8 protein-coding genes are annotated in these 12,565 nt (G+C 54.8%); 4 read left to right on the top strand and 4 right to left on the bottom strand.

All coding sequences use genetic code 11. From position 1 onward, the window contains the following. The 4 genes from ONB24_09690 to ONB24_09675 all read right to left on the bottom strand — a co-directional run. The coding region (locus ONB24_09690; GenBank protein MDZ7316381.1) for a biopolymer transporter ExbD at positions 1–352 on the bottom strand (352 nt) is incomplete at its 3' end. Further along, entirely contained in the window at positions 330–932 is a 603-nt protein-coding gene (locus ONB24_09685) for a MotA/TolQ/ExbB proton channel family protein (protein ID MDZ7316380.1), read from the bottom strand. The genes ONB24_09685 and ONB24_09690, both read right to left, overlap by 23 nt. 88 nt (positions 933–1,020) lie before the next feature. Beyond that, entirely contained in the window at positions 1,021–2,670 is a 1,650-nt protein-coding gene (locus tag ONB24_09680) for a hypothetical protein (GenBank protein ID MDZ7316379.1), read from the bottom strand. 10 nt (positions 2,671–2,680) lie between these two features. Continuing rightward, positions 2,681–5,674 (bottom strand): tetratricopeptide repeat protein, encoded by a 2,994-nt coding sequence (locus tag ONB24_09675; GenBank protein MDZ7316378.1) that lies wholly within the window; start codon positions 5,672–5,674, stop codon positions 2,681–2,683. A gap of 192 nt (positions 5,675–5,866) precedes the next feature. Here ONB24_09675 and ONB24_09670 point away from each other — a divergent pair, with 192 nt between their 5' ends. The 4 genes from ONB24_09670 to ONB24_09655 all read left to right on the top strand — a co-directional run bounded on the left by ONB24_09670 (position 5,867) and on the right by ONB24_09655 (position 12,439). After that, positions 5,867–6,493, top strand: coding sequence for a superoxide dismutase (locus tag ONB24_09670; protein ID MDZ7316377.1), 627 nt, complete (start codon positions 5,867–5,869; stop codon positions 6,491–6,493). A 517-nt stretch (positions 6,494–7,010) separates the two neighbouring features. After that, the gene (locus ONB24_09665; GenBank protein ID MDZ7316376.1) at positions 7,011–9,593 is read left to right on the top strand and encodes a formylglycine-generating enzyme family protein; all 2,583 of its coding nucleotides are present in this window, start codon (positions 7,011–7,013) and stop codon (positions 9,591–9,593) included. Between the two features lie 108 nt (positions 9,594–9,701). After that, a complete protein-coding gene (locus tag ONB24_09660; protein ID MDZ7316375.1) occupies positions 9,702–10,730 on the top strand; it encodes a galactose mutarotase in 1,029 nt (342 codons plus the stop codon). Positions 10,731–10,759: 29 nt separating this feature from the next. Beyond that, positions 10,760–12,439, top strand: coding sequence for a ribulokinase (locus tag ONB24_09655; protein ID MDZ7316374.1), 1,680 nt, complete (start codon positions 10,760–10,762; stop codon positions 12,437–12,439). The last annotated feature ends 126 nt before the right edge of the window (positions 12,440–12,565 follow it).

Genomic DNA, 12,565 nt, shown 5'->3' with positions numbered 1-12,565 from the left:
TGGCCGTATCGATGATGCGGATGGTCGTCTCCAAAGAAATGTCCTTGTCGGCGCGAATGACCACCAGCTTGTCCGGCGTTTTGCTGAAAATCTGCCGCAGCCGCGCACCCAACTCTTCGCGCGTGACCGGCTGCTGATTGAGATAGATGCGTTCGCGCTGCGTAACGGTAATGAAAATTTTGTCCGAATCGTCCTGCGCCCCGCTTGCCGCCTTGGGCAGCTTGATCTTGATGCCGGGCTGAACGACGAACGAAGAGGTCAGAAGAAAAAAGATCAGCAGCAAAAGAACGATATCCGTCAAAGAGACGGTTTGGAAATGCACCATCCGCTTACGCGTAGTCTGGATCTTCATGGTTGTCCTTTTCCAACAAAGTGTCCATCAATTCCGTCGAGCTTTGCTGCATTTCAAAGACGTGATGCTCGACCTTGCTCTGCAGCCAGTTGTAGAAAATGAGCGAAGGGATGCCGACCACCAGGCCCGCAGCCGTAGTGATCAGCGCCTCCCAAATGCCGCCCGCCAGAACGCCTGCATCGACATTGCCGCCCAGGGATTGGACCTGCATAAACGCTTTGATCATTCCCGTTACGGTGCCGAGAAAGCCGATAAGCGGCGCTACGGCGGCAATCGTACCCAACACGCCGAGATTCTTTTCCAATAAATAGACTTCGGTCTGGGCGGCGGATTCGATGGCGTCTTTGATTTCCTCACGCGGACGATCGTGCTTGGCCAGTCCTGCAGCGGTAATTTTGGCAATCGGTCCGGGTGTGCGCTTGGCAAGTTCTATTGCATCGCGCAGTCGCCCGCGCAGCAGCATGTTTTTCACCTGCAGGACAAAGGTGCGCGTGTTGATTTGGATCTTGCGCAGAACCATCAGTCGTTCGAACAGGATGGCCAGTGCGATGAAGGAACAGAACGCGAGCGGAATCATCATGATTCCGCCTTTCACTAACAGTTGAAAGAGCGTCATCCGGTACTCCTCTTTTCAGATGATTGGCTTTGAAAGATTATCCATTCTCCAGCTACCTGCGATAGATCAGTCCGAGAGAAACAATCAATCCCGGTTCCCGATAACCCTGCCATTGTTGGGAACGGTCGTCGAACAGATTGCGGCAATCGGCAAAATCGCCGATCGTTCTTGACAGCCGGAGGTTCATTCGGAAGCGGGGCGGGAGGGTTTCCTGGGTCTCGATTGCAGTTCGACGTCTGCCGATGAGCTCCGCCGAGGCGTTCAGCCGTACGCCTGCGGGGAGGCCGAAGGTCACTTCGAACGGCAGCCCATAGTCGGGCAGATAGGGGATGTTCGAGCCGGCGACGGTGGTGTGACCAAGATCGTCGGAATAGTCGACGAACGATAAGCTCGCCTCTCCAGTGCGGCCGAACTTGGCCCGTAATCCAAGCCGCGTCGAGGTCATTTGCACGTTATCGAGCCAACGAAGGCTGAGCAGACCGTTCACGGAATCGGCCTCGAAAGCCGGCAGAGCAGCCGCCCATCGTCGCACAAACCCGCCTTCAACCATCAGCGCGCCGGAGACCGCCAATTGCCAATCGCCCTGCAGTCGCAGTTTGTCCTCCTGCGGACGAATGAGCGCAGAGTGGGCGATAAACGGATTTTCATGACGATAATCGGTCATGGTCAGCGGCGTCAGGCCGCCGTCGATCTTGATGGAAGCGGCGAACCGCTCGGACGGCACAAATACAATCGACGCGATCGGCGAGATGCGGCTTCCCGAAGCCGAATCGGCAGAAAAACTCGTTAATTTTGCTCCCAATGTCGCCGTGGCTGCTTTGCCGAACGAGCCCGCAGCATAAAACATCAGATCGCCCAAATCGAGAAGCTGCGTGCGGTTCTCATGATCATAGCTCTCGTGTGTATAGGCCGCATGCGCTTCGAGAAGCAGCCTGCCTCGGCGGAATCTAATTCCTCCTCCGAGCCGAGAAAAAAAGTCGCTGCTGCGTTCAACCTGGACGTTTGCCGTGTCGCTCCTCAGCGCCATACCGCCGAATTCCACATTGACCCTGCCGGACAGAGTCTGCGTGTGCTGATAATCGAGTGAAGTGCGGAATCCGCCGTGGCCGCCGTTTCGTTCGGCGTCGGTTCGCCGATAGCCGGTCGATTGCAGACCGTAGCCCCATCGTTCATAGTCGACGGCGCCGGACAGTCGGCTCTTTTCGCTGAGCAGATAATTGCCTTGTAGGTGCAAACCGCCCTCGGTCGAGCGGCTGTTGCGGTAGTGTCCGTTGCCGCGCTCGAAGGAGGCATTGCCGATGACCTCGCCCCGCTCAAAACGATGGTGATAGCCGCCCAGCCCGTTGAAATAGACCGACGAGCCGCCCTGCAAAAGGACGTAGGCTTTCGGAAAAAACGACTCGGTTGCCGAAAGGCGTTTCTGCGGCGCAACGGCCGCTGCTTCGTAGCGATCCGGCAAAGCAATGATCTGCGGCGTTTCCGGAGTCAGGTTTTTCTTTTCCTTGGCTAAACGATGGTAGGCGTCCTGACCGATAATGAGCACTTCGGGCAGCTCCAGCAGCGGCTCGGCAGGTTCCGGTTTTTGTTGCGCGGCCGAATCGCTGGGCGACGATACGACTGCATCCTGGGCCGCCAGGCGGCTTGGGGTCCAAAAAATGAACAGGAGGATGCAAATGAGAATAATGCCGTCCAAATTCTTCATGATCTTTTCCTCATCTGCCGACCAACTGCTCGAGGCGTTGCTGCGCCTGATCGGCAACCTGCTTTTCGCTGCTGTATTCGCGCAGAATCGACTGATAGAGACGTCTTGCCTCGTCCCAGCGCTGCAGCTCCTCGTTGCAGCGACCGGCTTCGAAAACGGCTCGCGCCGCCCAGGTTGTTTGCCCAGGATAAAGGTACTTCACTTTGAGATATTCCGTAATTGCGCCTTTATAGTCTTTTTGCAGACGCAGCGTTTCGCCGAGAAGGAACTGAGCTTCGGCGGCGATCTCTTTTTCTGCGCCGGCGAGGAGATTCTTTAACAAAGCGGCGGCCGTCTCATAGTTGCCTTGCTGAAGGTAAAGTCGGGCGCGACCGATCTGAGCGAGCTGCCTGGCGGTCTCGTCGGAGGATTTTTCCAGGCGATCGATCGCTTGGCGGGCCTGTTCCCTTCGGCCTTCGTGTCCATGCAGAAGGCTGAGCCGGTAAAGGGCCTGAGACGCCGGAGAAGAGTCGGGATAGCGATCGACGAGAGTTTGCCATGCAGCGGCGGCCCTATCGGGCGAATTTTGCGCTGCATAGAGCTCTCCCAGCCGCAGCAGCGCCATAGGGGTTGCGGAAGCGGACGGGTATCGCTCGACCTGTTCCTGAAAGGCAGCGAGCGCAGCATTGGCATCATTCATAGCGGCAAAGCATTCGCCGATATGAAAATTGGCGTTTTCGGCGCTTTTGGAATCGGGGTATTCGCGCAGCATTCGCCGCCACTCGGCCAAGGCTTTTTCATATTGCTGCATGTTAAAGGCAAATTCGGCTTTGCTGTGCAGAATGGCTGCCGCTTTGTCGGCGCTGCTCATGTTGGTCACCAGTGCATCGACGGCAGCCATTGCCTGATCGATATCGCCGCTCTGCATGGCGGCCTGCTGCACGGCTATAACGGCGTCATCGGCCAACTCGCTGTTCGGAAAGTCGTTTACCACTTTTTGATAATATCGGATCGCCTCGTCGTAACGGCCGGCATTGTAGCGGCAGTCGCCGATCAGGTACAAGGCGTCATCGACCCACTCACTGTCGGGATAACGACTGATCAGACTGTGTAAATCCTCGGCAGCGCCGTCATAATTTCCCATGCGGAACAGGGAACGTCCGCTCATCATCAGCGCCTGCGGCGCCCAAGAACTTTTCGGATAACTTGTTGCTGCGGCTTGAAAGGAGCGGCGCGCTTCTGCAAACTGCTCCTGTCGATAATCGCACATGCCGATTTGGTATAGCGCCTCCGCCTTGATGGAGGCGTCGGCGGCAGATTGGAGGACATTGCGGTAAGCCTGCTTGGCGCGGTCAAAAGCGCGGGCGTTGAACAGCGCGTCGGCCTCCCTCAGCGCCGCATCCACGGCCAGCGGCGATTTGGCGTCGCGCGCTTTGGCAAAAGCCTGCGAGGCTTCGGTAAATTTGCCCAGCGGCTGCGCCGAATAGCCGAGACCGTAATAGGCTTCGGTCAACCGCGCCGATTTCGGATAACGGCCAATGAAACGCCGGTAATGCTCATAGGCTTGCGCATATTTGCCGGTCTTGTAGAGCGCCTCGGCTTTCCAGAACAGCGCCTGCTCCGCCGACGCGCTTTGCGGATAACGGCTTAAAACAGCGTCAAAACGCTCTTCAGCTTTGACATAGTCGCCGTTTTTAAAGCTTAACCATCCCAGCCTAAAGAGGGCATGGCTGCGCAGTTCGGAGGCTTCGGCGGCCTCGAGTAGGCTGCGAAAAGCCTCTTCAGCGGCTTTTTCGTTGCCTTCGGCAAGGTGTGCTTCGCCGATCATCAGAAGGCCTCTACCGCCGATCTCATCTGTTTCAGCTCTCTCCGCCAATCGGGCAAAGTGCTGCCGCGCTTCGGCATAACGGCCTTGGCGGAAGTGAACGATGCCGATTTGATAGAGAGCTTCCGAAGCTTTGCGTGCTTTGGGATAACGCTCGGCAACCTGCTGCAGCAGTTCGACGGTTCCGCTTTCCTCGCCGCGCTGCAGGCGACACTGAGCGGCCTGGAAAAGAGCGGCGGCGATCAGCTCCGGTTCACGGCTCATGTCGGCTGCCCGCTGAAAGGCGGCTTCGGCCTGACGATATTCCCCTTGGCGATAAAGCACCCAACCGACGGCGTATTGGGCGTCATCGGCCAACGGATGGTCGGCGGGGACAGCGCGATAAGCACTTGATGCGCGCGCATACTGTCCGAGTTGATGATAACATTCGCCGAGGAAAAAGCGGGCTTCAACTGCGACAGGATCGTCGGGATAGAGCTGGAGTGCCCTCTCGAGCTGAGCGGCGGCTTCACGAGAATCACCCATGGCAAAGCGCGCCATGCCGATGCGGAAAGCCGCATGACGGGCCGGCACCCCGCGCGGCCGTGTATCGATGATCTTTTGATAAGCCGCCAATGCTTCATCCCAGCGTTTTTGTTCTTCATAAATAAAGCCTGCGGAAAACAGCGCATAATCAGCCAGGCGGCCGTTCGGGTCTTTTTGATAGACGCGGGCAAAATATTTGAGTGCGGTCATGGGATCGCCGTCGAGAAAGGCGGCCTCCGCATACCAATAGAGACCGTCGGCTGCAAGGGGACTGGAGGGAAACGTTTCGATAAAGTCGGCCAATACGCGCCGGCCTTCGTTCGGTTGCCCTGCCTTGACATAGGCCTCGCCGAGACGAAACATAGCCCGATCGCGGAGGGCTAACGCCGATTCTTCGCGAAGCAGAGTTGTAAATGTTTCGACGGCAGGCAGGTATTGGCCTCGCTGCAGGAGGCTCTCTCCGATAAGCAGCATTGCCTCGGCTCGATGCGGGGCCGCGTTATTTATCCGCAGGTAATCGGAAAGCTGCTCTTCCGCCGGATAAAGAAGCTGATGATGAAAAAGAAGCTTGGCGTCGGCAAATGCTTGTTCGCTGCCTTCATACAGCGGCGCGCCGAATAACCGACCAAGCTGCAGTATCACCAATAAAAGGAGGCTGAGAAAAATTCGCGGCATCTTTACTTTCAACTTAAAGACGGCAATTAGACGCACTAGGGGGCTTTTCAGTTCCGTAGAACGAACAAAATAATATTACGATTTGTCGGGCAAAAATCCAAACGTTAAGTCGCTGAGAGGAATAAAACTCGCAAAAGCAATGTTAAATAGACCAAACTTGATTGGGTAAATATAACTATAAGGAGAAGACGCATGTCATACGAATGGCAAGTTGGAAAAAGACCGTATACGGATGAAGAAGCCAAGACGCTGTTGGCGCCGGTTATGAGTCCGGAGACCAGCGACTGGCATTACAATAAGCATCACAAAGGATATGTTGCGGCGCTGAACACCATTGAAAAAGCCTTGGAAAGCGCCGACCGTTCCAAAGCGAACGGCAATTACAGTGAAATCGGCGAGCTGAAGCGCCGACTGACTTGGAATCACTCCGGTGCGCTGTTGCACGACGTTTACTGGGAGGTTTTGGGCGGCGACGGAGATCCCAAGAAGGGGCCTGATGTGCTGAAGGCCATCGAAAAAGAATGGGGATCCTTTGAAAAGTGGAAAGAGGATTTCAAGGCGACGGCTTTGGCGGCAAAGCTGAGCGGCTGGGGACTGCTGGTGTTTGACGCTTTGTACTCCCGCCGTCTGTTGAATGTCCTTGTGGATGAACATCAATACGGCGCGATATGGGGCGGCGTTCCGCTGATCGCCTGTGATGTGTTCGAACATGCATACTATCACAAGGACGGGCCGAACCGTGCCGATTACATCAATCATTTTATCGAAAACCTGCATTGGGGACGTATTAACGAACGCTACCTGAAGTTCGTGAAATAGGAAAAGAGCGGGGTAATTCAGAAGAGCCTGTGCGGGGCAACCTGCGCAGGCTTTTTCTTTCTTGCAGCAGTCGGTGCAGGAAGCTGTCATCTATACAAGATTCGATCCTGTCACTTTGTGGCAATTGAATGAGACTCCTCAGAAAAATTGAACAAATGTTCTGCAAGCTTTAAAAGAGGCCGTTGAAAAGAGCAAAATCGGATTTTTTGCGCCATACTCGTCGGCGCTGAAAATCAGACGTTGTGGAACAGTGTGCCGTTTGAAGCGTCATTTTTTGCGCTGCTTTAAAAGTCCCCGCCGCGGCAAAAGTTGAAATTCGACTTGAATTTTCTTCGATGCGATATTACCTTGATTTTGCAGTTTCAAAAGACGGCTTTCAAGCCTGCCGGATGCAGCTGCTGAAAAGAAACATGGTCCGCTGACATTGGGGTTTGTAAACCACGAGTGGTCAAAGATTCTGTCAGCGTTTAAAAACGTTTGAGATAAGCAAGTTTTTACCTGCAGAAAGCGAAATGCGATGAAAAAAATTCTTTTTCCTCTGTGGTTCGTTGCTTTTCCGTGCTTTAGTCTCGACCAATCAAGAGAAACGATCAGCTTTCCTTATTCACAATGGACGATCGGCATTTCAGGCGCCAATCTGAGTTGGGAATACGTCGAAAACGTCGAGCATAACGATTCCTTTATTAAAATTCCTACCATCGATGAGTGGGAGGAATGGTATGGGAGCATTACGGCTTTTCGTGAACGGATTCGAAAATCACCCTGCGATGGCCCTCCTGTTTTGTGCCGATTCCCGGCGCAAGAGGCCAAGGTTCATTTCGACTTGTTCGCTTATCAACTGCAGCTGCAACCGGGAGAAAAGATGGAAATCTCGTTCAAGGCGCGATCACCCTCATCGTCTTTCCGGGTTTCAGTTGACTTTGATTTGAAAAATAAAGGCGAAGAGAAAAGCTATATAGTCCGCAAAAAACTTCAGAACTGCACCGCAGCGGTGGTCCCGCAAGCTTCAGATTGGCAGGCCTATGCGGTTAAGGTTAGCGTCCCTGATTTCCCGCAGGAGCGCTTTTCCATTGCGCCGGTGCTTCGTGTGGAACAACCCGTTTCTCAGGCGGCCATCCTGGAGCTGAAAGATGTACGATTGAAGGTCGGATCAAGTCTTGGACGAAAAGCACTTTTAGAGCGCATAGAGGACTATCTCGAAAAGCAGGCGGCTTTCGGATGGCGTGTTCCTCTCGAACTCGACTGGTTCAAGAAGAACTTTGTCATGGGCTTTGTTTTCCTTTGGGATCAGAGCTTTTTCGACGGCAAACGCGGCGTCTTTCGAGTGGACGATTACTGTGAACGCATGCGGCGCGAATTCGGCGGTATTCAGTCCGTCATTCTATGGCACAGTTATCCGAACCTCGGCATCGATGCGCGCAATCAATTCGACATGCTGACGAATCTGCCCGGCGGTCGAGACGGCTTGGCGCAAGTGGTGAGCGATTTTCATCGCAACGGCGTGCGGGTGTTTCTGACCTACAATCCCTGGGACCTCGATACGCGTCGATCCAAGGATCAAGATTTCATCGAATTGGCCAAGATCGTACAACAAAGCGGCGCCGACGGCGTTTTTCTCGATACTTGGCGCAGTTCGAAAGGCTCGATCTCGGTTTTCGAGGTTGAACGTTCTCTGCGCGATGAGGCCGCTTTATTAGGGAAAACCGTGGCTTTCTCTGCGGAAATCCTGCCGGACCTCAAGGATCTGTTCGGGCCGGACGCTTTGACCTGCTCTTGGGGACAAGAGATCATGCCCTATCATTACTCGGATCTCTCGCTGATCAAATGGCTGATGCCGCAGCACAAGCAGCATTTTATCAAACGCATGCTCAAAGATAAAAAGCGCATCCTGGCGCATGCCTGGCTGAACGGTCAAGGCGTTCAGGTTTGGGAAAACATTTTCGGTACCATGAATTTCTGGAGCGCCAAAGACCGCAAAGCCCTGCGCCGGATGAACGCCGTATGGCAACATTCTGCTGAACTCTATGATCAAAGCAACTGGAAACCTTTTCTGCCGACCCAAAATCCGAGTGTGCTCGCGAGCCAATGGGGCCAAGACCAATGCCTTATCACCCATTTCGCCGATACCTTGAACTCAGAGTCGCTTGTACGCTTCCCCGTCTCGAATCCGACGGCATTGTATTTTGATTTGTGGAACGGCAGGCCGCTAAAGCCCTTTTCTAGGAACGACAGCTTGTATGTCGAGGTGCAGGTCACCGATTTCGGCTGCCTTTTGCAGACCGATAGGGAGGATGAAGAACTGCATCGTCTTTTGGCGCAGCTGCAACTGGAGGCCGCCGCTCCGCTGCCGGAGCCTGACGAATATGCGCAGGAATTATCCCTCAAAGAGCCGCTGACCCATCCTTATCGCTTGAATTCTGCCCCCTCGCTTTCAACGGATCTGCTTTTTGTAAAGGGTGGGTTGCGGGAGTTTTCCTGTTCACACCTTCTACGGGAAGGTCAGTGCTATCCCGATCCGGAGGCGCGCAACAATCACGATTTGACGATCGAAAACCGGGACGGCGCTCAGTGGGTGGCTCATCGCCGCCGAGAGACGCTTGCTGATTTTGCCATTATGCCCAAGGTGGTCACCAACCGGCAGTTCGAATTGTTTCTCCAGGCGACAGGTTATCGACCGCGTTTCTCGGAGAATTTTTTATACCACTGGCGAGGCAGTTCGTGTCCTCCTGAACTTTACGATGAGCCGGTGGTTTACGTCGATCTTCATGATGCGCGGGCTTTTGCCGAATGGGCCGGCCTGCAATTGCCGACGGAATGGGAATGGCAAGCGGCGGCGGAGGCTTTGAAGGAAAAGTTTGTCATCAATCAAGTTTTTGAATGGAACGAGAGCGAACGGTTCGACGGCTTTAACCGATTTGTGACGCTGCGCGGCGGATGTCGGGATTGGGTGATGAGCAGCTCCTGGTGGTATTTCCCGGGCGCAGCCTATGGAGAAATCGCGGGCGGAGAGCAGCGGGTCGATTCGCATGTAAAATATTTTATTACCTATCCCGGCATCGACCGAGCGGCGACGATCGGATTCCGCTGTGTAAAGCATTAACCGGCTGATAAAGCCGGCTCTGGTTTCCCCACCGTTTGAAAAACTGTTAGATTTTAAGCAAAAAAATTTGCATTTTTCGCAGCATCTCAATCAGGAAAGGAAAAGTCTATGCCGCTGCAAATCGACGAGTTCGGTCAAGTAAATAATCAATCAGTCAAACGCTTTACGCTCACCAATTCAAAGGGCACGCTGATTCGCGTCATCACCTACGGAGGCATCATTACCGAAGTCAGGTTGCCCGATCGCCGCGGCATTGCGGCAAACGTCTGCCTTGGTTTTGACAACTTGGAGAGCTATCTCAAGGGTCATCCCTATTTCGGCTGTATTACCGGACGTTTTGCCAACCGCATCGCCCACGGCCGCTTTGTCCTCGACGGCATCGAATATCAGCTTTCACTCAATCACGGGCGTCATCACCTGCACGGCGGATTCGAAGGGTTCGACAAAAAGCTCTGGCAGGCCGATCCGTTCGAATCTGATGACAGCTGCGGCGTACGGCTGCGCTATCTTTCAGCGGCCGGTGAGGAAGGCTACCCCGGCAATCTTGAAGTAACCGTAGTTTACAGCCTCAACGAAGAAAATGAGCTGACGATCAATTATAAAGCCGAAACCGACGCGCCGACGCCGGTCAACCTCACCAATCACGCCTACTGGAACCTTGCGGGCGCCGGTTCCGGCAAGATTTATGATCACATTTTGCAGTTGGCCTGCAGCCGCTATCTCAAAACGGACGCCGATTTGATCCCGACCGGCGAAATCTGCGAGGCCGTCGGACCGATGGACTTTCGGAATCCCAAGCCGGTGGGCAAGGAGATCGAGGCTGTCGGCGGGTACGATCACTGTTATCTGGCCGATGCGCCCGATGAGACAAAGCCTGTCTTTATCGCGCGACTGTTCGATCCCAAGAGCGGCCGCGGATTCGAGCTGTTCACCACCAAGCCGGCCGTGCAGCTCTACACCGGCAATTTTCTCGACGGCATCGTCGGCAGCGGCGGCGTGTTCGGCAAACACGATGCGCTCTGTTTGGAGACTGAGTACTATCCCGACGCCGTCAATCATCCCAACTTCCCTTCGCCCATCCTTGCGCCCGGCGATGTCTATCATCATGTTACGGTTCATAGATTTTTCAGAGAATAAGAATTGCCGCTGATAAGAGGGAGAGGATTATGAACAAGCACGAACATTATGTCATCGGCATCGATTACGGCACCGATTCAGTCCGCACGCTGATCGTCGATGCGGCGGACGGAACCGAGATTGCCTCGGAAGTCTTTTACTATCCCCGTTGGAAGGAAGGACGTTATTGTAATCCGGCCAAGAATCAATTCCGCCAGCATCCGCTGGACTATATCGAGGGTTTGGAGGCCTCGGTGCGCGGCGCTTTGGCCAAGGCGCCGGCCGGAACGGCGGAAAAGATTCGCGGCATTTCCGTGGATACTACCGGCTCTACGCCCTGCGCAGTAGATCGACAGGGTACGCCCTTGGCGCTGACGCCCGGTTTTGAAGAGAACCCCAACGCCATGTTCATTTTATGGAAAGACCACACGGCCGTGGCTGAAGCCGAAGAGATCAACCGCAAGGCGAAAACATGGGGCGGCGAGGACTATACCCGCTATTCGGGCGGCGTCTATTCATCCGAATGGTTTTGGTCCAAGATTCTGCACGTGCTGCGCGAGGATGAAGCGGTGCGCAAGGCAGCCTTTTCCTGGGTTGAGCACTGCGATTGGATTCCGGCTCTCTTGACCGGCATGACTGACCCGCTCAAACTGAAGCGGAGCCGTACTGCGGCGGGACATAAGGCGATGTGGCATGCCTCGTGGAACGGCCTGCCTCCCGAAGAATTTTTGACGACACTCGATCCGCTTTTGGCCGGACTGCGCGATCGCCTCTATCAGGAAACCTACACCGGCGACGTTCCGGCAGGCAAACTGTGTCCCGAATGGGCGGAGCGACTCGGTTTGTCGACCGACGTCATTGTCGGCGTCGGCTCGTTCGACGCCCATTTCGGCGGCGTCGGTGCGCAGATCGAGCCGCACACGCTGGTCAAGGTGATGGGCACATCGACCTGCGACATGATCGTTACCGAGATGCCGAAAGAAGGAGAGCATTTGGTAGCCGGCATCTGCGGCCAAGTCGACGGCTCCATCCTGCCGGGTTTGCTCGGCATGGAAGCCGGTCAGTCGGCTTTCGGCGATGTTTACGCCTGGTTCCGCGATCTTCTTCTTTGGCCGGTGGAGCACTTGATCAATACGATGCCGCAGCTCAGCGAATTCAATCGGCAAAAAATGATCGATGAAATTGCCGACACGATCATACCGGCGCTTTCGGAAGAGGCGGCCATGCTGCCGATCGATCCGGACGGCATTGTCGCGCTCGACTGGCTCAACGGCAGGCGGACTCCCTTTGCCAATCAGGCGCTCAAAGGCGCGATCACCGGCCTTAATCTCGGTTCCGATGCGCCGCGCATCTTTCGCGCTCTGGTCGAGGCGACCGCCTTCGGCGCCAAAAAGATCGTTGATCGCTTCGCTGAGGAAGGCGTGCCGATCCGTCAGGTCATTGCCATCGGCGGTATTCCTAAAAAATCGCCGTTCGTCATGCAGGTAACCGCCGACGTGCTCAATATGCCGATCAAAGTAGCGGCTTCTGAGCAGGCATGCGCACTCGGCTCGGCCATGGCCGCGGCGACGGCTGCCGGCCTCTATCCGACCATGCAGGCGGCGCAAAAGGCCATGGGCAGCGGTTTCGAAAAAGTCTATGAACCGAATCCGGAAAACGCCAAGCTCTATGAAATCCTCTACCAAAAATACAGCAAGCTGGCTGATTTTATAGAGCATGAATTCAAATAAAAAGCAAGTTCGGCAAGGTCTATAGATTAAACGTCAGCCGTGAAAAACTGCAAGCCCCTGTTTTAGGCAGAGAAAGCGGCTGTCGGCTTGAGATGATCACAAAACCCGACGGCCGGTGAGAGATGC

Source organism: candidate division KSB1 bacterium, from assembly GCA_034505495.1.
In the GTDB taxonomy this organism is placed as follows: Bacteria; Zhuqueibacterota; Zhuqueibacteria; order Residuimicrobiales; family Krinioviventaceae; genus Fontimicrobium_A.
The sequence above is the reverse complement of the archived record's forward strand: the minus strand, read 5'-3'. Positions and strand labels throughout refer to the sequence as shown.